The organism is Agromyces marinus (assembly GCF_021442325.1).
GTDB lineage: Bacteria > Actinomycetota > Actinomycetes > Actinomycetales > Microbacteriaceae > Agromyces > Agromyces marinus.
In genome coordinates, this window is record NZ_CP087879.1 from 3,118,518 (window position 1) to 3,140,857 (window position 22,340).

Sequence of the window (22,340 nt, forward strand, 5' to 3'; positions counted from 1 at the left end):
GGATCGGATCACCCCGGCCCGGCGCGCCGCTCCGCCCGCCGCGCGACGCGCTCGGACTTCCGGTCCACGTCCTCGGCGTCCATGACGGCCTTCGCCTCGCCGACGTCGCCGAGCAGCGGCCTGATCCAGCCCGCCGAGGGGTTCGTGTCGACGAGGACCATCCGCACGAGGAGCGTCAACGGGATCGCGAGGATCGCACCGATCGGACCGAGCACGACCGCCCAGAAGAGCACCGAGAAGAAGGTCAGGCTCTGGCTGAGCGCCACCGCGTTGCCGACCACCCGCGGCTGGACGACCGACTGCACGCCGGCGTTCACGATGCCGTACACGATGACGACCGCGATCACCGTCGGCCACCCTCCGACGAGCGCGCCGAAGAAGATCGGCGGCACGATCGCGATGAAGTACCCGATGTTCGGGATGAAGCTGCACAGGAACGACAGCAGCCCCCAGATGAACGCCCCGGGCACCCCGAGGAGCACGAGCACGAACCAGTTGATGAGGCCCTGGGCGAGACCGAGCAGCGTCGTCACGACCATGTACCGCCGCACGCCCGAGCCGTACCCGGCGAGCGCGGTGACCACGAGCGGTCGATGCGGCTGGAGCTGCCGGAGCAGCGTGGGCAGGAACGCCGAGTCCATCGCCATCAGCAGGAGCATCGTCAGGATCACCACGAGCATCGAGATCGAACCCGTCACCCCGCCGAGCAGGCTGCCGACGAACCCGACGATCGACGAGGCGTCGAACCCCGCGGCGATGTCCGAGAGCTGCGCGGAGTTCAGCCCGATCGACCCGAGCCAGGCGGCCGCATCGCTCACCCACCCCTCGATCTCGGATGCGAACTGCGGCACCAGTTCCGTGAACTGGCCGATCGCGACCAGCACCGCGTAGCCGAAGCCCAGCAGCAGCAGGAACACCGCCGTGATGACCGATCCGGTGGCCAGCCCCCGCGGCACCCCGCGTCGCTCGAGCGCGACCCGCAGCGGGTGCACGCAGATCGTGAGGACCAGCGCGAGGAACACCGGCGCGACGATCGAGCCGATCGCCGCGAGCCCCGTGGTCGCGAGCACCGCACCGCCGATGCCGATCAGGATGAACGCGTTCCGGTGGGTCGACACGCGCCCCTCGCGCTCGGTGGTCATGTCTCGTCCGGCGGCGGCGCGTAGGCGACATGCACGCGCTCGATCCGCCCGTCGAACGCGAAGGGCATCCGGTCGGCGTACGCCCGCGACACGGCGCCGCCGTAGGCGCGACCGATGTCGAGGCAGTCGTTCGCCGAGAACAGCAGCGGCGCGCTCACGGGCACGACGCCCGAGGCCACCTCCGATCCGTCGACCTCGAGGCTCACGCTCAGGGGCCCGCCCGGTTTCGGCTCGACGTACGCCGTGCGCACCGTGACCTCGTGGGCGCCGGCCGCGAGCGGCTCGGGCGCGGCGATCATGGTCCGCTGGATGAGGAACAGGTTGTACTCGTACGTCAGCACGCCGTCGACCAGGTACAGCGTGAGCCCGCCGCCCGCTCCCCCGAGCTTGTAGAGCACGCCGTTCGCACGCTCGGGCGCGCTGAGCGAGATCGAGACGGCGTTCGGGCGGTTGCCGAGCGCCGGCGCGCAGAACTCGGGCACGCGCACGGTGTCTCCGCCCATCTCCCACTCGGAGTACGGCGGGGTGATCCGCAGCTCGGGATGCAGGGCGACCACCCAGAGGCCCCCGCCGATGGGCAGCGCCTCGTTGCGGGCCGCCTCGATCGCGAAGAGCTCCTTGAGCTCGGCGAGCTTCTCCGGGTGCTCGTCGGCCAGGTCGCGGGCCTGGCTCCAGTCCTCGTCGAGGTGGTACAGCTCCCAACGGTCCTCGTCGGGCGTCCAGGTGCGGATGCCGGGAGGCGCCCCCTTCGCCCACGGCAGCCGCGGCCCGAGCGCGGACGCCATCCACCCGTCGGCGTAGATCGACCGGCTGCCCATGATCTCGAAGTACTGCGTACGGCGCCGGCCGGCGGCATCCGCTTCGTCGATCGAATAGGCCATGCTGATGCCGTCGATCGGGTCCTGCGGGATGCCGTTGACCATCTCGGGATGCGAGATCCCGACGATCTCGTAGATCGTCGGGACGACGTCGATCACGTGGTGGAACTGGGTGCGGGGTTCCCGCTCGGGGCTGATGCGAGCCGGCCACTGCACGACCATCGGGTTGCGGGTGCCGCCGAGGTGGGATGCCAGCAGCTTCATGCCCTGGTACGGGGTCGACCCCGCCCAGGCCCACGCCGCGTGGTACATGTTGTCGGTCGCGGGCGTGCCGAGCGCGTCCAGCCCGCCGAGCTCCTCGAGCGCGGCGAGGTGCTGGTCGATCGTCGAGGGGATCTGGTTCTGCGCGAGCAGTTCGCTGATCGTGCCGTCCTGGCCCTCGCCCGACGACCCGTTGTCGCCCCAGATGTAGAAGACGATGGTGTTCTCGAGCAGGCCCAGCCGCTCGATCTCGTCGACCACCCGGCCCGCCTGCACGTCGGCGTGCTCGGCGAATCCCGCGCACACCTCCATGAGTCGTCGCTGGAACGGCTTCTGGTGGTCCGGGATGTCCTCCCACGCGGCGAGCCCCTCGGGCCGCGGCGTGAGTTCGGCGTCGGCCGGGATCCACCCGGCGTCCTTCGCGCCCTGGTGGGCGCGCTCGCGATAGGCGTCCCACCCGTCGTCGAACCTGCCGGCGTACTTGTCGGCCCACTCCTTCATGATGTGGTGCGGGCCGTGGATCGCACCGGTCGCCCAGTACATGAAGAACGGCTTGTCGGCGGCCAGCGCGTGGTGGTCGCGCAGCCACTCGATGGCGTCGTCGGCGATGTCCTCGCTCAGGTGGTAGCCCTCCTCGGGCGTCTTCGGCGGCAGCACCGACGTCGTGTTGCGCACGAGGTTCGGCTCGTACTGCGACGCCTCGCCCGCGAGGAACCCGTAGAAGTACTCGAAGCCGTACCCCGTCGGCCACCCGTCGAAGGGGCCCGCCTTCGTCGTCTCCTCGGCAGGCGTGTTGTGCCACTTGCCCCACGCCCCGGTCGAGTACCCGTAGTTGCGCAGCACCTCCGCGACCGTCGCACTGGACTTCGGGATGTGGCCCGAGTACCCGTCCCAGTCGTTCGCGAGCTCGGCGATCTGGCCGTTGCCGACGCGGTGGTGGTTCCGGCCCGTGAGCAGCGAGGCGCGCGTCGGCGAGCACATCGCGGTCGTGTGGAACCGGTTGTACCCGATGCCCCCCGCGCGGAGGCGATCCAGGGTCGGAGTGCTCACCGCACCGCCGAAGGTCGACGGCAGCGCCGGGCCGGCGTCGTCGATGAGCACGACGAGCACGTTCGGCGCGTCCTGCGGCAGGTGCCGGGGCGGCGGGTTCGGACTGTACGTCGACTCCTGCATGGTGCGTCCCGCCACGCTGCCCGACGGCGGCGGCGCGAATGGCAGGTGGGTCGTGGGCGGCAGCGGTGTTCCGATCACCGATTCGTGCGTGGCATCCGTCATGGTCATTCACCCCGGTCTTCCGATCGTCGCGGGCGACGCTAGGGCCGCGCCGGGCGCGCCGCATCACCCAGAACGCGTGATGCGGCGCGGGCCCCGGCGCGCTTGGCTTCCCATGCATGCCGGTCGAACGCGACGGAGGGTGACCATGGAACCTGTCGAACGTCTCAGGCGGCTGGCGGTCGATGGCGAGCACAGCCGTTCCCTCGCCCCACGCTCCCTCGACGGCCGGTCCCTCGCACTCAGCCGCATCGCCGCGCTCATCGCCGTCGGCGGGCCCGAGGCGTCGTTCGGTTCGGAAGTGGACGCCGCGATCTCCGAAGGGGCGACGGCGGAGGAGATCGTCGACGTCCTGGCCGGGGTCATCCCGGTCGCGGGGATGCCGCGGGCCGTCGCCGCGGCCCCGAAGCTGGCGCTCGCCCTCGGCTACGACGACCTGCTCGAGGCGGACTGAACCCGGCGAGCGCGGTATCCGCCCGGCACCCTCAGCCGCCGAGCAGCCCCAGTTCGACCGCGCGCACGACCGCTTCGCTGCGCGCCGTCACGTCGAGCTTCCGATAGATCGACGTGACCTCGGAACCGGCCGTGTTGCGCGAGATGTACAGGCGGTCCGCGATCTCGCGGATCGTCAGGTGGGTCTGCAGGTACGGCAGCAGCCGCAGCTCCGCCGGGGTGAGCGGCGCGTTGCCGTTCACGCTCGGCACCCGCGACACCTGTTCGCGGAAGGCCTCGACCTCGTCGGGGAGCCGCCCGAGGTCGGGCCGCTTCGCCAGGAGCTCCTGCATCTCGTGCACGAGGTGCATCGCCGTCGCCCGATCGCCCAGGGGCAGGTGCGCTCGCGCGAGCTGGAGGCGCACCTTGATCGCGAGGTAGGGCATCGTGTGCGTGCACTGCACGCGGGCACGCATGCCGCGCGCGAGCGTGCGCCGAGCGGATGCCACGTCGCCGCGGTGCACCTCGACCCGCGCGGCGCACGCCAGCGCGAGCGCCGTCGTCGGATACCCCTCCATGTGGTGCGCCTCGATCGCGCGCAGCGCGGTTCGCGCATGCGCCTCCGCGTCGGCCCATCGGTTCGCGTCGGCATCCATCGCGGCGAGCTCGGCCTCGGCGAGCACGACCGTGTCGGTGTTGCCCATGGTCAGGGCCTGAGCGGATGCCTCGGCGAACGCGGCACGCGCGCCATCGACCTCTCCCGCCAGCAGCCGGGCCGATCCGCACAGGTGCAGGGCCTGGTCGCGCCACGGACTCCACGTGGGCTCGCTCGCCACCGCGAACTCCGCGTCGGCCAGGGCGGCCCGCGCACCCTCGCGGCACATCGCCGCACGGAGCATCGCGCGACCCGACGCGAACGTCGGCTGGTCGTCGGCCTGGTCGCCGTCGAACTCGAGCCCGTCGACGATGTTCGCCCAGCGCTCGGCCGCGACCGCGTCGCCGGTCAGCAGCGCGGTCCAGGCCCGCAGGACCGCGAGGGGCGGATGCGCGATGATCGCGGCATCCCCGATGTCGGCCATCCATCGCCCCACCACCGCGACCCGGCCCTCCTGGTAGGTGGGCAGCGCAAGCCTGGTGATCAGGTGCACTGAGCGTTCCCGCTCTCCGGAGGCGAGGAGGTGGTCGATGGCCCGGTCGGGGGCGCCGTGCAGCTCATCCCAGTCGGCGGCCCGGCGGTGCAGGGCGTCGGCCTGCCGGGGATCGTCGCGGACCAGCTCCGAGAGCAGGAACTCGCGGAAGAGGGCGTGGTAGCGGAACAGCCCGCGGCTGCCGTCCAGCGGGATCAGGAAGAGCCCTGCGGCCTCGACCTCGCGCAGCCGGTCGCCGGAGTCGGTCGCATCGAGGAGCGCATCGCACGCCGGTGCGGACAGCCGGTCGAGGACCGCGGTGCATCTGAGGAAGGTCCGGGTGCGTTCGGGCAGGCCGGCGAGGCACTCCTCGTACAGGTAGTCCGCGATGAACCGGTCCTCGCCCGTGATCGCGAACCCGCCGGGCCCGCGCCTGCTGATCATGGCCGCGAGGAAGACGCCGGTGGGCCACCCCTCGCATCGCCGCACGATCTCGCCCAGTTCGTCGTCGTCCGCGACGGACTCGGCCGCGTCGAAGATGCGGCGCGCGCCCGCGACATCCACGCGCAGGTCGTCGATGCCGATCTCGACGAGGTCGCCCGCCACCCGTCGGCGCGCGAGGTTGGCGGGCTCGTGGCGGCTCGAGAGCACGATCTGCGACCCCTCGGGCACCCCGGCGGTCACGACCTCGAGCACGTCCCGGCAGGCGGGGGAGTCCGCATCGTGCAGGTCGTCGATCATGAGCACGAACGGCGACGCGGCGCTCGCGAGCGCACCCGCGAGCAGGGGTGCGGAACGGCCCAGCGAGGCCGGGCCGAGACCGCGCATCTCGCCGACGAGCGCCTCGACCGCGGGGAAGACCCGGGCCACCGCCGCGGCCAGGAGCGTGAGGAGTGCGGCGGGGTCGTCGTCGAACCGGTCGACCGACGCCCAGGCGACCGGCCTGGTCTCGAGGGCCGACCACTCGGCGAGCAGCGTCGACTTGCCGTACCCGGCCGGTGCCACGACGCTCACCACGCGCGCATCGCGTGCACGGGCCGCATCGATCACGGACCTGCGACTGACGCCCTCGCGCCGCGGGGACGGGGCGCTCGTCTTCGCCTCGGAGAGCACATCGCCGTACGCCGCGACGGAGCTCTGCTCGTCGAGATCATCGGTCACGCACGCATCCTAGGGCCGCGGCGGCCGGCGGTGGCGGGTCCGACGGCCCGCCGGCCGCCGGACCGCCGGCAGGTGCTCCGGCTACTCCGCGGGCTTCATCTCACGACCGTGCACGGTCAGCGCGTAGATCACGAGGATGTCCAGGACGATGACGATCATCGACCACCACGGCTGGACGGGCAGCAGGAAGAGCTGGCTGACCGCGTTCAGGATCACGAGGATGATCGCGATCACGCGAGCCCACGTGGCTCCGGCGAGCAGTGCGATCGCCACGAGGATCAGCAGCAGGCCGCTGATCAGGTGCCACCATCCCCACCCCGCGACGTCGAACATGAACAGGGTTCCCGCCCCGGTGAGGAAGTAGGCGCTGTCCGGCCCGATGACGGCCATCAGGCCGTAGATCGCGTCGAAGATGCCCGCGGTCAGCAGGACGATGCCGGCGAACCAGCCCCAGCCGACCCATCCGGTGCGTTCGATGTCGCTCATGTCGATTCCCTCCGCTCGTGTCGGTTCCTGCGCGGATGCCGCGCCCCGACGGATTCCGACGAAGCTATCGACGCGCGGGCTCGACGGGCATCACGCAGGTCGCGTGATCTTGCCCGGGTTCCTCGCCCGCGATCAGGCGGCGGTGCGGGGGGCGACGACGTGCGGCGCGGCGACGTGTGCGTGCGCGGCTCGGCCGGCGCGCCAGGTGAGGTAGCCGCCGTCGAGGTTGACGGCGTCGCGACCGTGCTGGGCGAGCAGCCGCACCGCGGTGTGGCCGCGCTGGCCGACCTTGCAGTGCACGATGAGTCGCCCGGCGGGCAGTTCGCCGATACGCGAGCGGAGTTCGTCGAGCGGCACGTTGATCGAGCCCGGGATGGCGCCGTCCGCGAACTCGCCCGGCGTGCGCACGTCGACGAGCACGTCGCCCGCCGCCATCGCGGCGTCGAGTTCGTGCCACTGGATCGACGGGGTGAGCCCGTCGACCGCGTTCAGCGCCACGTAGCCGAGCAGGTTCACCGGGTCCTTGGCCGACGAGAACTGCGGCGCGTAGGCGAGCTCGAGGTCGGCCAGGTCCGACGCGGCGAGCCCGCCGGCCATCGCGGTCGCGATGACGTCGATGCGCTTGTCGACCCCGTCGCCGCCGACGGCCTGCGCGCCGAGGATCTCGTCGGTCGCGGCATCCACGACGAGCTTGAACGCCATCTGCTCGGCACCCGGGTAGTACCCGGCGTGCGAGACGGGGTGGGTGTGGATGACGCGGAGCTCGCGCCCGGAACGGCGCAGCTGCTTCTCGGGCGAGCCGGTCGAGGCGATCGTGAGGCCCAGGACCCCGACGACGGCGGTGCCGAGGGCGTCGCGGACGCGGATGTCGCGGCCGGTGATCGCGTCGGCGGCGAGCCGCCCGTGGCGGTTGGCCAGGCCCGCGAGCGCGACGAGCCGGTGCTCGCCGCTGACCGCGTCGACCTTCTCGACGGCGTCGCCGACGGCCCAGATGCGGGGGTCGCTCGTGCGCAGGTCGTCGCCGACGCGGATGCCGCCGCGCTCGCCCAGCTCGAGACCTGCCGCGACGGCGAGCGCCGTGTCGGGCCGCACGCCGATCGATCCGAGCACGAATTCGGCGGGGACGACGGTGCCGTCGTCGAGCTGCCCGGTGTCGGGGCCGAGCTCGGTCACCTGCGTGCCGAGGCGCACGTCGACGCCGGCCTCGCGGAGGCGCTCGGCGACGGGCGCGGCCATCTCGGGGTCGAGCGGCGGGAGCACCTGGTCGCCGAGTTCGACGAGCGTGACGCCGAGGCCGCGGTGCACGAGGTTCTCGACCATCTCGAGGCCGATGAAGCCCGCTCCGATGACGAGCGCGCTGCGCGGGGCGTCGTCGAGCTCGGCCATGGCGCGGTCGAGGTCGTCGATGTCGCGCAGGGTCAGCATGCGGTCGCCGCCGGGCATGGGCGGCCGTGCCGGGGTGGCGCCGGGCGAGAGCACGAGCGCGTCGTAGGCCTCGGTGGTCTCCTCGCCGGTGACGAGGTCGCGCACGAGCACGGTCTGCGCCGCCCGATCGATGGCGACGGCTTCGGTCCGCACGCGCACGTCGAGGTCGAACCGGGCGGCCAGGGATTCCGGGGTCTGCAGCAGCAGGTCGCCGCGTTCCTCGATGACGCCGCCGAGGTGGTACGGCAGTCCGCAGTTGGCGAACGAGACGTGCCCGCCGCGCTCGAGCACGGTGATCCGCGCGTGCTCGTCGAGTCGTCGCAGTCGGGTGGCGGCGGACATGCCGCCGGCCACTCCGCCGATGATGAGGTAGCGCTTCGAGGTCATGGACCGATCGTAGGGCAATACCCCCTGGGTATTTCCTGACCGTCTCGCAGCGGGCGTGGAAACGGCCCCGCCGCGCGTCGCGACGGGGCCGGCATCCGCTCGTCTCAGAACTTGTGCCCGAGCGCCTTCGCCTTGATGGCCTCGAACTCGCCGTCCGAGATGACGCCCTGGTCGCGGAGCGCCTGGGCCTTCGCGATCTCATCGGCCGGACTCGCGAACGAGATCTGCCGGTACTCCTCGGCCGTGTGGTGCTCGTACTCGACCTGCTTGCGCGCCGAACGCTCGGCCATGCCGTTGCCCCGCGCGATGAGGTACACGAGCCCGGTGATCCACGGGAGGAACACCAGGAAGATCAGCCATACCGCCTTCAACCAGCCGTTCAGCGAGTGGTCGCGGAAGATGTCGATCACGATGAAGACGAGCACGACCAGGTACGCGACGTAGGCGAAGGTCCAGAAGAAGAACCAGATCCAGCTCCAGAGGTCCACGGGGGTTCCTTTCGTCGAGGGGGTGACGAGTGACACCGTACTCGCGGCATCCGCTTCGGATCGGCCTTTGGTCCCGAACCCGGCCCCGGCGCGTCGCTACATTCCCCATGGGACGGACGACGGACGACGGCCCGAATCGACTCGAACCGGGGGGTGCGTCGATGAGCGCAGCGGATGCCGCAGCGGAGCGGCCGCGGAATGCCGCGATGTCCAGGGCCAAGGCCGTACCCGGCACCATGTGGATCTCGTGGATCGCGCTGGCCCTGATGACCACGAGCTCGGTGGCGAGCCTCCGGCCGGCGCCGACCATGGCGATCTACGGGCTCGCCGCGATCTTCCTGTACCTCGTCCCCGCGATCGTGTTCCTGCTGCCGACCTCGCTCGTCGCCGCGGAACTCGCATCCGGCTGGGAGGGCGGCGTCTACAAGTGGGTGTCCACCGGCATCTCGAAACCCATGGGCTTCCTCGCCGTCTGGTGCCAGTTCGCGATGACGATCTTCTACTACCCGAGCCTGCTCGGTTTCGTCGCAGCGACGCTCGCGTACGTCATCAACCCGAACCTCGCCTCGAGCGGCGTCTGGACGGCACTGGTGATCATGGTCTGCTACTGGTCGGGCGTCTTCATCTCCTCGCGCGGGACCAAGGGCGTCGCCGGCCTCGCCAGCGGCGGGCTCATCATCGGCACGCTCATCCCGGGCGCCGTGCTCGTACTGCTCGGCGCGGTGTTCCTCGGCCAGGGCAACCCGTCGGCGGCGCCGATGACGGCGGACAACCTGCTCCCCCAGTGGGCGGGCCTGGCGAGCCTCGTGCTCATCGTCAACAACTTCCTGTCGTACAGCGGCATGGAGATGAACGCGGTGCACGTGTCGTCGCTGAAGAACCCCGCGCGCGAGTACCCGAAGGCGATGTTCCTGGCCATGGGGCTCGTGCTGGTCATCTTCATCCTCCCGGCGCTCGCGATCAGCTGGGTGGTGCCGGCCGAGCAGCTCTCGCTCACGGCCGGGGTCATGCAGGCGTTCGACGCCGTCTTCGCCGCCTTCTCGGTGTCGTGGCTCACGCCCATCGTGGGCATCATGCTGGTCGCGGCATCCCTCGGCGGCATGCTCACCTGGCTCGCCGGGCCGTCGAAGGGCCTGCTGCTGATCTCGCGCGAGGAGGGCTACCTCCCGCCGTTCCTGCAGAAGCTCAACAAGAACGGCGTGCAGCAGAACCTGCTCGTGACCCAGGGCGTCGTCACCTCGATCATCGCCCTCGGGTACGCGCTCATCCCGAACGTGTCGAGCGCCTACTGGATCTTCTCGGTGATCACCACGCAGGTGTACCTGATCATGTACCTGCTGATGTTCGTGGCGGCCATCCGGCTGCGGAGGACGCACCCCGACCACCCGCGCGGCTACCGAGCGCCGATGCTCATCGGGCTCGCCGGCATGGGGTTCGCCGCCTCGCTCGCCGCACTGCTGGTCGGGTTCATCCCGCCCTCGCAGTTCAGCGGCGGCAGCCCCCTGGTCTACTTCGCGATCGTCGCGGGCGGCGCCCTCGGGCTCGGGCTGCTCGTGCCGTTCCTGTTCTACAAGTTGCGCAAGCCGTCGTGGAAGATGCCCGGTGAAGCGGATGCCTCGGGGCCGCCGCCCGCGGCCGAGGCCGACGGATCGGAGGCGAACCCCTCATGAGCACGGACACCGAGAACCAGGGCACGCGAGAGCGTTCGGTGATCTACGTCATCACCGTCGTGGTGCTGGTCGTCCTGGCCGCGATCGCACTGCTCTCCTTCGTGACGGCCCGCCAGGGCGCCCGCGCCGAGCAGAAGGCCGAGGAGTTCATCCAGTCCCTCGAGGACGCGGGCGTCGACGTGTCGTTCTCGCCGCAGCAGGTCGCCGACCTCCTCGGCGAGGACGGCGGATTCGTGTGCGCCGACCCGAACGACGCCCTCACCCGGGCGCTCCTGCTCGGGGCGCTCGGCAACGGCGCGGGCGGACCGGGTCAGCGCCCGACGATCGCCGACAACCGGCTGCTCCAGGGCGAGCTGCTGGTGATTCAGACCTACTGTCCCGACGAGGCGGAGGAGTTCCAGCGATTCATCGACGGCCTCGAGACCGCCGACGACGGGAACGCATCGTGAGCGAGGCGATCCCGGAGCGCATCCGCGCGATGATGCCTGCGGCTCGCGGCGAACTCGCCGAGCTCGTCGCGCTCCGCTCGGTCGCCGACCCCCGCCAGTTCCCGCCGGAGGAGTGCGCGAGGGCCGCCGAGTGGGTTCGCGGGCGCTTCGCCGACCTCGGCTTCGCCGACGCCCGCCTCGAGCGCACGCCCGACGGAAGCGACGCGGTCGTCGGCGCCCGCCCGTGCGGCGACGACGACGCGCCGACCGTGCTGCTCTACGCCCACTACGACGTGCAGCCGCCGCTCGACGAGTCCGCGTGGAGGACGCCGCCGTTCGAACTCACCGACGTCGACGGCCGCTGGGCCGGACGCGGGGCGGCGGACTGCAAGGGCAACATCCTCATGCACCTGCTCGCACTCCGCGCACTGGCGGACGAGGTCCCCGTGAACCTGAAGCTCGTGGTCGAGGGCTCCGAGGAGCAGGGCACGGGCGGGCTCGAGCGTTTCGTCGAGGCGCACCCCGACGTGCTCCGCGCCGACGCGATCCTCGTGTGCGACACCGGGAACGCGGCGGTCGGCCGGCCCGCCGCGACGGTCTCGCTGCGCGGGATGGCCAACGTCGTCGTCCGGGTGCGGACCCTCGCGTCGGAGGTGCACTCGGGCATGTTCGGCGGGCCGGCACCGGACGCGCTCGCTGCGCTCATCGCGATCCTCGCCACGCTCCGCGCACCCGACGGGAGCACGACGATCACGGGCCTCGACCGGAGCCGTTCCTGGACCGGCGAACCGTACGACACCGCGCAGTTCCGCGGCGACGCCGGGGTGCTCGACGGCGTCGACCTGCTCGGCGACGGGTCGGTGGCCGACGAACTGTGGGCCCGCCCCGCGGTCACCGTGCTCGGCATCGACTGCCCGCCCGTCGTCGGCTCGACGGCCGCGATCGTGCCCGCGGCCGCGGCACGCCTCAACCTGCGGATCCCGCCCGGCACCGACCCGACGGCCGCACACGACGCCCTCGTCGCGCACCTGCGGGCCGCGACCCCGTGGAATGCGCACGTCGAGGTCGAGACCGAGGCGGTGGGAGCCCCCTTCCGCGCCTCGATCGACGGCCCCGCGTTCCGGACGATGAGCGCGGCGATGGAGCAGGCGTTCGGCACGCCGATGACGACGCTCGGCCAGGGCGGCTCGATCCCGCTGTGCAACGTGTTCGCAGACACCTACCCCGGCGCCGAGATCATCCTGATGGGGGTCGAGGAACCGCTCGCGCTCATCCACGCACCCAACGAGAGCGTCGATCCGCGCGAGATCGAGCGGCTCGCGGTCGCGGAGGCGCTGTTCCTGCGGGCGTACGCGACCGCGCGCTGAGCGCGCCGGCGCCCGCGTGCAACCGACCGGTCAGGTGTCGCGCTCGACGGGCGCGACGTCTTCGCGGTGGTCGTCCTCTCCGCCCGGCGGGAAGTCGAGCCGCCCTGGGCGGCGGCTGAGGCCCACCACGCTCGCGATGAGCCCGCCCCACACGAGCGCGACCGCGAGGACGAGGAAGAACACTGCGGTGGCGGTCACGACCGTCCCCCTTCCGTCGAGGCGCCGGCATCGGCGCGGGAACCGCCCTCGGGCAGCGCCGGCCACGGCCGGAATCCGTCAGGGCTCCGGCGCCATCGGATCGCGGTGAGCACGAACGCCGCGAGCACGAACACGAGCACGGTGCCCCAGCCCATGAGCGCGAGGTACCACGACGGGTACCCCTCGTAGCCGTCGACGATGAGCGTCACGATGCGCGAGACGAGCATGTAGCCGAGCACGATCGGCGCGAGGACGCCGGCGAGCACCGTCCAGATCCCGCCGACGCGGAAGGTCGACACGGCGTTCAGGTGGGAGCGCAGCTCGCTGCCCTTGCGCAGCACCCAGAACGCGAAGACCCCCGCGAGCACAGCGGATGCCACGATGCCGATGTTGTTCGCCCAGTTGTCGACGGTGTCGAGCGCGATGAGCCCGGTCGTGGTCGAGAACAGCAGCACCGAGAGCACCATCGCGACCAGGCCCACGCGGATCGCCGCCTGGCGCGGCGAGAGCCCGAACTTCTCCTGGAAGCCGGCCGAGACCACCTGCAGCACCGACAGCAGCGAGGTGAATCCGGCCATCGCGAGCGACCCGAAGAAGAGGATGCCGAAGATCGGCCCGCCCGGCATCTGCGACACGATCGCGGGGAACGTGATGAACGAGAGGCCGACGCCCGTGAGCCCCTCGAGTTCGGCGACGTCCACACCCTGCTGGAAGGCGAAGAAGCCGAGCGTCGCGAACACCCCGATGCCGGCGAGGATCTCGAACGACGAGTTCGCGAACGCGACGACGAGCCCCGGCGTGGTGAGGTTCGATCGCCGCCTGCGGTACGACGCGTAGGTGATCATGATGCCGAACGCGATCGAGAGCGAGAAGAAGATCTGGCTGTAGGCAGCGATCCACACGTTCGGGTCGGCGAGCGCGGCGAAGTCCGGCGTGAACAGCGCGTTCAGGCCGTCGGCGGCGCCGTCGAGGAACAGCGAGCGGATGACGAGGGCGGCGAATGCGACCACCAGCAGCGGCAGGAAGATCACGTTGATGCGCTGCACGCCGCGCGCGACGCCGAAGGCGAGCACGACGATGACCGCGACCCAGATCAGCACGAGCGGGATCAGCACGGCCGGGACGAACGTGAACGACAGCCCGGGGTCGCTCACCTGGAGGTAGTCGCCGACGAGGAACCCGGCCGTGTCGTCGCCCCAGCGCAGGTCGAAGGAGAACACGAAGTAGCTCGCGGCCCACGCGATGACCACCGTGTAGTAGAGCGCGATGACGAAGCAGATCATCACCTGGAACCAGCCGAGGCTCTCGAGCCACTTCATCCGGCCGCCGCCGAGCCGCCGGAACGCGGTCGGCGCGGACCCGCGGAACCGGTGCCCGATCGCGTAGTCGAGGAACAGGATCGGGATGCCGGCTGTGACGAGTGCGACGAGGTAGGGGATGAGGAACGCCCCGCCGCCGTTCTCGTAGGCCACGCCCGGGAAGCGCCAGATGTTGCCGAGCCCGACCGCCGATCCGATCGCGGCGAGGATGAACCCGACCTGACCCGTCCACTGCTCGCGCGGTTGCGCGCCCGCCACGTGCTCACCTGCGGATGTCGACATCGCCCCCCGGCCCTCCTCGTCGTGCCGCGGCGCCATCGCCTCGGCTCACTCCTGCACCGTACCAACCCCGCGCGGCCCGAGGCGACCGGATGCCAGGGCTCGCGTGAACTCGGCGAAGTCTCGATCGTTCTGGTCGGCGTAGTCGGCCGCGAACGCCGCGACGGCCCGATCGAACCGGTCGGACGCGCCGAGGTACTCGGCGATCGCGACCCGGTCGCCGGCGCGCGCGTGCGCGCGGGCGAGGGTCTGCCCGCACGCCTCCGCGTACAGCACGAGCCCGCGCGGGCGCATCCGTTCGATGTCGGCCGAGCCCTTCCAGTCGTGCAGTTGGCGCAGGTAGAAGTCGCGCACGACGCCGTCCTGCGCGACGATCCGCTGCCACCCGAGGAACAGGTCGCTCGAGGACTGCATGAGCCGCTGGCCCTGCACGACCCGCTCGCCGTGCTGCTCGTACCGGCTCGGCCCGAGGAAGCGCTCGAGCACCGACGCCTCGGCCTGCTTCGCCTGCAGCAGCAACGGGTCGCCGTCGTCGCGGCCGCGGAGCAGCACGACCCACGCGCGCGTGCCGACGCTGCCGACGCCGACGACCTTGCGCGCCATGTGGACGTACTCGAACTCGGAGATCGGATGCCGCGGCAGCCGCAGCGTCGACCGGTACTGCTGCAGGATGCGGCGCATGATGCGCTCGATCTCCTCGGCGTCGGCCCCGACCTCGTCGAGGTCCTCGACGGGCACGATGAGCGGGGGGTCGGCGGTGATCCGCATCCGCCCGTCGGCGTCGACCCCGACGAGCTTGGAGAACGCCCGCACGCTGTCGCGCGCACGCGACCGGTCGAGCATGGCGTCCGTGCGCGCCACCTGGCCCTTGCCGACCCGATTCGCCTCGAGCTCGCGCTGGAGCCGATCCCGGATCTGGTCGGCGTCGAGCCGGTCGTACCAGGCCTCCATGACCCCGGCACGCGCCGCGCTGCGCATCCGCTCGCGGTACGCGCGGACGACGGTGAGGACGACACGCTCGCGTTCGGCGCCGCCGATCCCCCGATGGCGGGCGGCGACCTCGAAGCTCGCCGCGAGCCGCTCGACATCCCACTCCCACGGGCCCGGGAGGGTCTCGTCGAAGTCGTTGATGTCGAACACGAGGTCGCGTTCGACCGACGCGAACACCCCGAAGTTCGACAGGTGCGCGTCACCGCAGATCTGCGTCGTGATGCCCGAGACCGGGGTCTCGGCGAGGTCGGCCGCCATGATGAGGGCGGCCCCGCGGTAGAAGTCGAACGGCGTGCGCGCCATCCGCTCGTACCGGAGCGGGACGAGTTCGGGCACGCGGGTGCGGGCCTGCTCCTCGAGCAGCGCGATCGGGTCGCCCCGGCCGGGCGGCGGCGTCCACCCGGCGTGCGACCTGCGGGGCGCGCGGGCACGCGCGGCACGGCCCGCTCGGGCGCGCGCTGCGAAGTCGTCACGGGGCGCGAGTTCGCCGATGCCGGTGGCATCCGCTTCGGACATCGGCTCGGCGGGCACCGCCGCGCCGTCGAAGCCGACCGGCCCGGTCATCATGCCTCCCCGGAACCCGTGCCGCCGGGGCGCTCGCGGCGGCTGCCCGGCGGTGCACCCGACGGCCGGTCGGGGATCCCGCGGGAGAGCAGCAGCGCGAGCAGCGCGATCGCGATCAGCCCCACGAACGCGGCCCGCAGCGCCTGCACCTGCGCCGATGAGTACGTCTCCTGCAGCGTCGTCGCATCGGCCTCGGACAGGCCCGCATCCTCGCCGATCCCGACGACGGTCGAAGCGGGAACGAGTTCGACGCCGTCGGCGGTCGCCGCCGAAACCGTGCCCTTCACGTCGTCCGGCAGGTCGCTCCGCGCGACCGCACCGGCGAACGACGTCGCCAGGGCGCTGATCAGCATCGAGCCGATGAGCGCGGTCCCGAGCGAGGAGCCGAGGTTCTGGAACACGCCCTGCATGCCCCCGACCTCGCTCGACTTCTCGGGTCCCACGCTCGACATGTTGACGTCGCCGAGCTGCGAGGCGAGCAGCCCGAGTGCGGCTCCGGCGACGAACATGCCGATGCTGAAGGCCACCTGACGCAGCTCCGCGTCGACCGATGCCAGCAGCAGGACGGATGCCGCGACCAGCACGACCTGGCCCACCCGCACGATCCGGCGCGGCGACCAGACCCGGGAGAGCCGGGTTCCGGCGAACGAGAACAGGATGAGCGAGATCGACAGCGGGAAGATCCGCAGCCCCGTCTGCAACGCGTCGAGCCCGAGCGTCATCTGCAGGTAGACGGGCACCATGAAGAAGAGCCCCGCGGTGACGGCGTACTGCGCGCCGAGCGAGGTCAGGCCGCTGCGCAGCCGGTGGATGTGCAGCAGCCGGATGTCGAGGAACGGCGTGCGACCGGAGTCGGCGAGTCGTCGCTGCCGGATCGCGAACCACGCCAGCAGGGCGGCGCCGAGCAGGATCAGCCACGCCGTGAGCGACACGCCGAGCGGCGCGACCTCGACGCCCGCGATCTCGGGCACCTGCAGCGGCGTGATCCACCCCCACGTCTTGCTCTGCAGCATGCCGAACACGACGCCGACCAGGCCCAGCGAGGAGAGCACCACGCTGAGCGGGTCGATCCGCAACGCCTCCGGCCGGTGGCGGTCGACGATGCGTCGCGAGAACAGCACGACGATCGCCATGACGACGACCTCGCCGATGAACACGTACCGCCACGACGCGTACGTCGTCAGGAACCCGCCGATGAGCGGGCCCGCGGCGACCGCGGCACCGGATGCCGCACCGATCATCGCGTACGCGGTCACCCGCGCACGCCCCTCGTAGTTGTCGGCGATGAGCGCCGCGATCGCCGGGATGACCAGCACCGCGCCCATGCCCTCCACGACCGACCAGCCCGCGAACAGCACGACGATGTTCGGCGCGAGCGCAGTCGTCAGCGACCCGAGCGCGTACACGATCGCCCCGATCACGAACGCCCGCAGCCGCCCCCAGAGGTCACCGAGCTTCGCGCCGACGAGCATCAGCGCGGCCATCGTGAGCGTGTAGAACGTGATCGCGGCCTGCATGGCCGACACCGTCGTGCCCAGGTCCTCGACGACCTGCGAGATCGACACGTTCATCACCGTGCTGTCGAGCACCATGACGAACTGCGCCGCGGCGAGCGCGGTGACGACGACCCAGCCCCCGTTCCGAGCGGATGCCTCGGGCAGCGGCGGCACGGCCGCGGCATCCGCTTCAGGCTGCGGTTCGGAAGGGCTCATGGTGGTACCCCTCTCGGTCGAGGACGGCGATGGTCGCCTCGGGCACCTCCACGAAGACGCCGGGCAGGTCGTTGAGGGGTTCGGACACGACGACGTGCGCGGTATCGCCGAACTCGGTGAGTCGATCGGCGTCCGGGTACATGCGTCGCAGCGTCGGGACGTCGACCGAGTGGAACAGCGTCCGCGACTCGCCCTGCGAGGAGTACCTCAGCGCCCAGATGGTCGCACCGTCGGCGACGGCGATCGTGCCCTGGACGGGGAAGAGGATGCCGTGCTCGCGGCCGACGCGCTCGACGTGGTCGACGGCCGCCGTGAGCGCCCCGACGGGGTCGTCGGCGAGCCCGAACGTGATCGCGAGGTGGAAGAGCACCTCGGAATCGGTGGTGCCGCGCACGTGCGGGTACAGGGACGGGTCGATCGCGAACGCCAGGTCGCGCGCGACCTTCGAGAACTCGGCGAGGAAGCCGTTGTGCATGAACAGCCAGTTCTCCCACCGGAACGGATGGCAGTTCGTGCGCTGGATCGGCGGCCCGGCGGCGGCACGCACGTGGCTGAAGAACAGCGGGCTCTCGACCGCCCGCGTGAGCTCGCGCACGTTGTCGTCGTTCCACGCCGGCTCGATGCTGTGGAACACGGCCGGATGCGTGCCGGCCTCCGACCCGACCGGGTACCAGCCGATGCCGAAGCCGTCGCCGTTGACCGTCTCCGCGCCGAGGGGCGAATCGAGCGACTGGGCGACGAGCGAATGCTTCGCGTCGAGGATCACCGCGGAGGTGCGGAGCGGCTCCCCCGAGTACGCCAACCACCGGCACATGCGCGCCCTCCCCCGGTCGCGGCGCACGTCGCGACCTCACAGCGCGAGTCTGCCCGCGGGTGCAGGCCGTCGCAGGGCCGAAGGTCACCCCTCGGTCGCGGGTGCCTCCTCGGCGGCATCCTCGCCGGCCTCGGCCGGCGGCGGGCACGCGGCGGTCTCGGTCATCCGCTGCACGGCCTGGTCGAACGACCAGGGCAGCTCGACCAGGGGCCGCTCGCGATCCTCGACCGCGGGGGCCTTCGAGGCGATGGATGCCAGGGCGAACGCCGCCTCGCGCACGAACGCCTCCCCAGAGGTCGAGTTGTTCAGCGCCACGACGACGGTCAGGCCGGACGCCGGGTCCGAGTACATCGCGCTGAGCGCTCCGACGGACTCCCCGGCGACCCCGCGCAACGGCCCGTACTGTTGCGCGCCGATCCCCTGCGACTGCCAACCGGGCGCCTCGCCGCCGAACGGCTCGAGCGTCCACACCTTCCGGGCGGTCGCCTCGGTGAACAGCGATCCGGCGGCGTACGCCTCGACGATGGCCTTCGCGTCGGCGAGCGTCGTCCGCGCGCCGGAGTCGGTGCCGCCGATCGAGCTCGACCGCTCCGAGACGTCGACGAGCACCTCGCAGCTCCGCGCGCCTTCGGCGTCGTATCCGGCCGCGTACCCGCCGAGCGCGCCGTCGTATCCGAACCGGTTCTCGGCGGGGATGACGGTGTCCTCCAGCTCGAGCGGTCCGAACACGTACTCCTCGGCCAGGTCGGCCCAGGAGCGCCCGCTGTGCTGCTCGAGTCCCATCGCGAGCAGCAGGATGCCCGTGCCCGACTCGGCCCACGTCGTGCCCGGTTCGCCGTGCTCGTCGGCCGCGAGTCCGCTCGCCACGAGTTCGCCCGCCGGCCAGACCCGCTCGGGGTTGCCGACGAAGAACCGGCGCAACGGGCCGTAGTAGTCGGCGATGCCCGAATCGTGGCGGCAGAGCTGCTCGACCGTCACGCCCTCGAGCCCGGGGATGCCCCGGACGAGGGCGGAGACCGGCTCGTCGAGGCGGAGGTCGCCGCGGTCGACCATTCCCAGCATGATCGCGCAGGTGACCTGCCCCGTCCCGGCCGCCAGTTGGAAGCCGGTGCTCGCGGTGGCCTCGGTCGCTCCGTCGCCGAAGTCGACCGTTCCGGCACCCGTGGTCCAGGTCCCCGACCAGGGCACCCAGACCCCGGCCACCGCGCCGCTCGAACCGCTCAGGCGGACCGCGTCGGCCAGGGCCGCGTCGAGTCGCTCGGCGACCTCGGAGTCCAGGCGCCCCTCGACCTGGCCGTGGTCGACGGCGGGGCTGCCCGCGCTGGTGCACCCGGCCAGGCCGACCAGGGCGCAGGCAGCGGCGACGGTCGCGACGACCAGTCGACGGCGCATCCGCCCTGTTCCTCCAGTCACCGTGCCCCCCGCCGTGTGTCCGGTGCGATTGTAACCCGGCCGGGCTGAGCCGGAGCGGTGCGCTCCGCATCATCGGCGGAGCCGGGTCGCCGAATCCGAAGCAGTGTCCCCCGAACGACGGACTGCCTCCGATCCAATCCGCATGCCGGGGTGCGTCGAACCCCAACCAGCACGGCGCACGCCGCGCCACGACAAGGAGGCATCGCCATGAAGAACTCACCCAACCGGATCGTCGCGACCGTCTTCGGTGCGGTCTACCTGCTCGTCGGCCTGCTCGGCTTCGCCGTGACCGGCGGCGTCGGCTTCATCGCAACGGAGGGCGGGCTGCTGCTCGGCGTCTTCGCCGTCAACCCGCTGCACAACATCGCCCACCTCGCCATCGGTGCGGCGCTGCTCATCGCCGGACTCGCCAACGCCGCCGCGGCGCGCATCGTGAACACGGTCGTCGGCGCGGCCTACCTGCTGCTCGGCGTCATCGGCTTCTTCATCGCGGGCACGCCCGCGAACATCCTCGCGCTGAACACCCCCGACCACTTCCTGCACCTCGCGAGCGCGATCGTGCTGCTGGGGGTCGGCGTGGGTGCCGAGCGCTCGACGCGCATGGCGACGGCATAGGGGGCCGACCATGCACGCACCGGCGACGATGACGCGGACGTGGCCCATGCTCGCCGCGCTCGGCGCGGGCCTCGTGCTCGCGGCACTCGCAGCCGGTGCCGGGGGTGCGCCGCGGATCGTCCTGGCCGGGCTCGGCATCGCCGCGCTCGGCTGGGGCGTCCGCGCGCTGCACCGGGGGCGGGTGGTCGCGCCGCGCGCGACCCTCGCGATCACGGCGCTGCTCATCGCCGCGACGGGGGTCGCGGCATCCGTCGGCGCCCTGCGCACGGTCCCGGGCCTCCCGGTCGCCGTGCTCGTCGTGTTCCTCGCCGTCATCGCGGCGGCAGCCGCCCACGCGGTGCGCTTCGGTGGATCGCGCAGGAGGCGGAGGGCCGTACCGGAACGGGGTGCGGCCCGCAGTCTCGCGGGCCTGGCCGTCGGCGCGATCCTCGTCGCCGCGCTCGCGACGCCCGCGCTCGCGGCGACCGAGGCGGGCCGCTCGGCGGTACCGCACGGCGAGCACGGCGACTCGGCCCCGGGCGGGCACGCTCACTGACCGCGGCCGGGCGCGTCGGGCGATGACGCACCGGCCGTCTCCTCCGCGATCGCCGCTCCGGCCTCTCGCTCCGCGCGCGACATGAACCGCTCCACGTCGCGGTCGACGATGATGTCGCGCGGAGCGAGCGGCCGCGCGAGGTACAGCCCGTCGAGGCTCGTGAGCCGCGACAGCGCGACGTACGTCTGGCCGGGGCTGAACACCCGCGGCCCGAGGTCGACGATCGCCGTGTCGTAGCTCGCGCCCTGCGACTTGTGGATGGTCACGGCCCAGGCCAGGCGCAGCGGGAACTGGGTGAACTCGGCCACGACCTCGCGCTCGAGCTTCTTCGCCCGCTGGTCCCACGAGTAGCGGAACTTCTCCCAGGTCGCCGGCTCGACCTCGTGCTCCTCGCCGTCGACCTCGACGCGCAGCTCGCGATCGAGCGAGGTCACCGTGCCGATGGTGCCGTTGACCCAGCGCGGCCCCTCGCCCCACGTGCCCGTGTCGTTGCGCAGGAACATGACCTGCGCCCCGACCTTGAGCTCGAGCCGTTCGTCGGCCGGGTAGCCGCGACCGCCGAACTCGCCGACGACCTCGGCCTCGTTCGTGAGCGAGTGCCCGGGCAGGCGGTGCAGCGCGGCCCGGTTGATGCGGTTCACGGTCTGGTTCGTGGTGGCGAGCGTGATCGCACCGTGCTCGGGCACGGGCCGTCGCGCGCCGGTGTCGTTCAGCACGCCCGCGATCTCGGCCGTCACCATGCCGTGGCGGACCGCGTTCAGCATGTGCTTGAACGCGTCGTCGTGCTGGCGGTGCACCTCGCCGAGCTCGAAGATCCGCAGGTCCGCCTCGTCCCAGACCTTCGCGTCGAAGAACCACATCGAGCGATACGTGTCGGCGAAGTAGCGCCGTTCGTCGCCCGACCCCGGAACCGGCGCGAGCTGGTACGGATCGCCGAACAGCACGACCTGCACGCCGCCGAACGGCTCGTGCGGCCGCTGGCGCGCCTGCCGGAGCGAGCGATCCATCGCGTCCATCAGGTCGGCGTCGACCATCGACACCTCGTCGACCACGAGCGTGTCCATCGCGTTCAGGATCTTGCGCACGGCGTCGTTCTGCTCGATCTCGCGATCGGCGATGACCCCGATCGGGAGCCGGAAGAGGGAGTGGATGGTCTGGCCGCCGACGTTCAGCGCGGCCACGCCGGTCGGCGCGCAGATCGCGATCTGCTTGCCCGTGTTCCAGTTGAGGTGGTTCAGCAGCGTCGACTTGCCCGTCCCGGCGCGGCCCGTGACGAACACGTGCTCGCGCGTGTGCTCGATCGCCCGGAACACCGCCTCCTGTTCGGCGGTCAGGGTGACGTGCTGCAACGGTCGGCCTTCGTGGGTCGTGGTCGGTCGGGGGCGGATGCCGCGGCGCGGGCGTCTTCACTGTAGACCGCGTGTCCTCCGTGCGTGC

General features: G+C 71.7%; 19 protein-coding genes. 6 read left to right on the plus strand and 13 right to left on the minus strand.

All coding sequences use genetic code 11. From position 1 onward, the window contains the following. Positions 1-8 precede the first annotated feature (8 nt). Both DSM26151_RS14720 and DSM26151_RS14725 read right to left on the minus strand, forming a co-directional pair. Positions 9-1,142 carry an AI-2E family transporter gene (locus DSM26151_RS14720; protein ID WP_234660269.1) on the minus strand — a complete coding sequence of 378 codons (1,134 nt, stop codon included), beginning with the start codon at positions 1,140-1,142 and terminating at the stop codon, positions 9-11. Next, positions 1,139-3,496: an arylsulfatase gene (locus DSM26151_RS14725; protein ID WP_234660270.1), complete on the minus strand. Its 2,358-nt coding sequence runs from the start codon at positions 3,494-3,496 to the stop codon at positions 1,139-1,141. Before DSM26151_RS14725 ends, DSM26151_RS14720 begins: the two co-directional genes overlap by 4 nt. A gap of 145 nt (positions 3,497-3,641) precedes the next feature. Here DSM26151_RS14725 and DSM26151_RS14730 point away from each other — a divergent pair, with 145 nt between their 5' ends. Continuing rightward, a complete protein-coding gene (locus DSM26151_RS14730; RefSeq protein ID WP_234660271.1) occupies positions 3,642-3,947 on the plus strand; it encodes a carboxymuconolactone decarboxylase family protein in 306 nt (101 codons plus the stop codon). Positions 3,948-3,978: 31 nt separating this feature from the next. On the opposite strand, the gene DSM26151_RS14735 is transcribed toward DSM26151_RS14730, so the two are convergent. The 4 genes from DSM26151_RS14735 to DSM26151_RS14750 all read right to left on the minus strand — a co-directional run bounded on the left by DSM26151_RS14735 (position 3,979) and on the right by DSM26151_RS14750 (position 8,999). Further along, positions 3,979-6,213 (minus strand): LuxR C-terminal-related transcriptional regulator, encoded by a 2,235-nt coding sequence (locus DSM26151_RS14735; RefSeq protein ID WP_234660272.1) that lies wholly within the window; start codon positions 6,211-6,213, stop codon positions 3,979-3,981. An 81-nt stretch (positions 6,214-6,294) separates the two neighbouring features. Then, on the minus strand, positions 6,295-6,699 hold the full coding sequence (locus DSM26151_RS14740; protein ID WP_234660273.1) for a DUF7144 family membrane protein: 405 nt from the start codon (positions 6,697-6,699) through the stop codon (positions 6,295-6,297). Positions 6,700-6,831: 132 nt separating this feature from the next. Beyond that, positions 6,832-8,511 carry an FAD-dependent oxidoreductase gene (locus DSM26151_RS14745; RefSeq protein ID WP_234660274.1) on the minus strand — a complete coding sequence of 560 codons (1,680 nt, stop codon included), beginning with the start codon at positions 8,509-8,511 and terminating at the stop codon, positions 6,832-6,834. Positions 8,512-8,615: 104 nt separating this feature from the next. Beyond that, positions 8,616-8,999, minus strand: a complete 384-nt coding sequence (locus tag DSM26151_RS14750; RefSeq protein WP_234660275.1) for an SHOCT domain-containing protein — start codon at positions 8,997-8,999, stop codon at positions 8,616-8,618. 107 nt (positions 9,000-9,106) lie between these two features. Here DSM26151_RS14750 and DSM26151_RS14755 point away from each other — a divergent pair, with 107 nt between their 5' ends. The 3 genes from DSM26151_RS14755 to DSM26151_RS14765 are packed head-to-tail and all read left to right on the plus strand — an operon-like array spanning position 9,107 to position 12,464. Then, positions 9,107-10,669, plus strand: a complete 1,563-nt coding sequence (locus DSM26151_RS14755; RefSeq protein ID WP_234660276.1) for an APC family permease — start codon at positions 9,107-9,109, stop codon at positions 10,667-10,669. Beyond that, positions 10,666-11,118 (plus strand): hypothetical protein, encoded by a 453-nt coding sequence (locus DSM26151_RS14760; protein WP_234660277.1) that lies wholly within the window; start codon positions 10,666-10,668, stop codon positions 11,116-11,118. The genes DSM26151_RS14755 and DSM26151_RS14760 overlap by 4 nt, the downstream gene beginning before the upstream one ends. Next, complete coding sequence (locus DSM26151_RS14765; protein WP_234660278.1) at positions 11,115-12,464, plus strand: dipeptidase; 1,350 nt, start codon at positions 11,115-11,117, stop codon at positions 12,462-12,464. The genes DSM26151_RS14760 and DSM26151_RS14765 overlap by 4 nt, the downstream gene beginning before the upstream one ends. A gap of 30 nt (positions 12,465-12,494) precedes the next feature. On the opposite strand, the gene DSM26151_RS14770 is transcribed toward DSM26151_RS14765, so the two are convergent. From DSM26151_RS14770 to DSM26151_RS14795, 6 genes are all read right to left on the minus strand, one after another. Further along, entirely contained in the window at positions 12,495-12,662 is a 168-nt protein-coding gene (locus tag DSM26151_RS14770; RefSeq protein ID WP_234660279.1) for a MetS family NSS transporter small subunit, read from the minus strand. Continuing rightward, positions 12,659-14,263 carry a sodium-dependent transporter gene (locus DSM26151_RS14775; protein ID WP_234660280.1) on the minus strand — a complete coding sequence of 535 codons (1,605 nt, stop codon included), beginning with the start codon at positions 14,261-14,263 and terminating at the stop codon, positions 12,659-12,661. Before DSM26151_RS14775 ends, DSM26151_RS14770 begins: the two co-directional genes overlap by 4 nt. Before the next feature lie 45 nt (positions 14,264-14,308). Next, the gene (locus tag DSM26151_RS14780; protein WP_234660281.1) at positions 14,309-15,814 is read right to left on the minus strand and encodes a DUF2252 domain-containing protein; all 1,506 of its coding nucleotides are present in this window, start codon (positions 15,812-15,814) and stop codon (positions 14,309-14,311) included. Then, positions 15,814-17,526, minus strand: coding sequence for an MFS transporter (locus DSM26151_RS14785; protein WP_234660282.1), 1,713 nt, complete (start codon positions 17,524-17,526; stop codon positions 15,814-15,816). The genes DSM26151_RS14780 and DSM26151_RS14785 overlap by 1 nt, the downstream gene beginning before the upstream one ends. After that, the gene (locus DSM26151_RS14790; RefSeq protein ID WP_234660283.1) at positions 17,501-18,340 is read right to left on the minus strand and encodes a class II glutamine amidotransferase; all 840 of its coding nucleotides are present in this window, start codon (positions 18,338-18,340) and stop codon (positions 17,501-17,503) included. The genes DSM26151_RS14785 and DSM26151_RS14790 overlap by 26 nt, the downstream gene beginning before the upstream one ends. An 84-nt stretch (positions 18,341-18,424) precedes the next feature. Beyond that, positions 18,425-19,732, minus strand: a complete 1,308-nt coding sequence (locus DSM26151_RS14795; protein ID WP_234660284.1) for a serine hydrolase domain-containing protein — start codon at positions 19,730-19,732, stop codon at positions 18,425-18,427. 228 nt (positions 19,733-19,960) lie between these two features. Here DSM26151_RS14795 and DSM26151_RS14800 point away from each other — a divergent pair, with 228 nt between their 5' ends. Then, entirely contained in the window at positions 19,961-20,368 is a 408-nt protein-coding gene (locus DSM26151_RS14800) for a DUF4383 domain-containing protein (RefSeq protein ID WP_234660285.1), read from the plus strand. A gap of 10 nt (positions 20,369-20,378) precedes the next feature. After that, positions 20,379-20,903 (plus strand): hypothetical protein, encoded by a 525-nt coding sequence (locus DSM26151_RS14805; RefSeq protein WP_234660286.1) that lies wholly within the window; start codon positions 20,379-20,381, stop codon positions 20,901-20,903. Here DSM26151_RS14805 and DSM26151_RS14810 read toward each other — a convergent pair. Continuing rightward, positions 20,897-22,252, minus strand: coding sequence for an ATP-dependent DNA helicase (locus DSM26151_RS14810; protein WP_234660287.1), 1,356 nt, complete (start codon positions 22,250-22,252; stop codon positions 20,897-20,899). The two genes, DSM26151_RS14805 and DSM26151_RS14810, sit on opposite strands and share 7 nt — an antisense overlap. Positions 22,253-22,340: the final 88 nt, after the last annotated feature.

Excerpts from the sequence above, each read along its gene's own strand:
- DSM26151_RS14795 (WP_234660284.1), bottom strand. The coding sequence starts at position 19,732 with ATGCGCCGTCGACTGGTCGTCGCGACCGTCGCCGCTGCCTGCGCCCTG.
- DSM26151_RS14800 (WP_234660285.1), top strand. The coding sequence starts at position 19,961 with ATGAAGAACTCACCCAACCGGATCGTCGCGACCGTCTTCGGTGCGGTC.
- DSM26151_RS14780 (WP_234660281.1), bottom strand. The coding sequence starts at position 15,814 with ATGACCGGGCCGGTCGGCTTCGACGGCGCGGCGGTGCCCGCCGAGCCG.
- DSM26151_RS14790 (WP_234660283.1), bottom strand. The coding sequence starts at position 18,340 with ATGTGCCGGTGGTTGGCGTACTCGGGGGAGCCGCTCCGCACCTCCGCG.
- DSM26151_RS14775 (WP_234660280.1), bottom strand. The coding sequence starts at position 14,263 with ATGTCGACATCCGCAGGTGAGCACGTGGCGGGCGCGCAACCGCGCGAG.
- DSM26151_RS14720 (WP_234660269.1), bottom strand. The coding sequence starts at position 1,142 with ATGACCACCGAGCGCGAGGGGCGCGTGTCGACCCACCGGAACGCGTTC.
- DSM26151_RS14730 (WP_234660271.1), top strand. The coding sequence starts at position 3,642 with ATGGAACCTGTCGAACGTCTCAGGCGGCTGGCGGTCGATGGCGAGCAC.
- DSM26151_RS14760 (WP_234660277.1), top strand. The coding sequence starts at position 10,666 with ATGAGCACGGACACCGAGAACCAGGGCACGCGAGAGCGTTCGGTGATC.
- DSM26151_RS14805 (WP_234660286.1), top strand. The coding sequence starts at position 20,379 with ATGCACGCACCGGCGACGATGACGCGGACGTGGCCCATGCTCGCCGCG.
- DSM26151_RS14785 (WP_234660282.1), bottom strand. The coding sequence starts at position 17,526 with ATGAGCCCTTCCGAACCGCAGCCTGAAGCGGATGCCGCGGCCGTGCCG.
- DSM26151_RS14745 (WP_234660274.1), bottom strand. The coding sequence starts at position 8,511 with ATGACCTCGAAGCGCTACCTCATCATCGGCGGAGTGGCCGGCGGCATG.
- DSM26151_RS14755 (WP_234660276.1), top strand. The coding sequence starts at position 9,107 with ATGGGACGGACGACGGACGACGGCCCGAATCGACTCGAACCGGGGGGT.
- DSM26151_RS14725 (WP_234660270.1), bottom strand. The coding sequence starts at position 3,496 with ATGACGGATGCCACGCACGAATCGGTGATCGGAACACCGCTGCCGCCC.
- DSM26151_RS14740 (WP_234660273.1), bottom strand. The coding sequence starts at position 6,699 with ATGAGCGACATCGAACGCACCGGATGGGTCGGCTGGGGCTGGTTCGCC.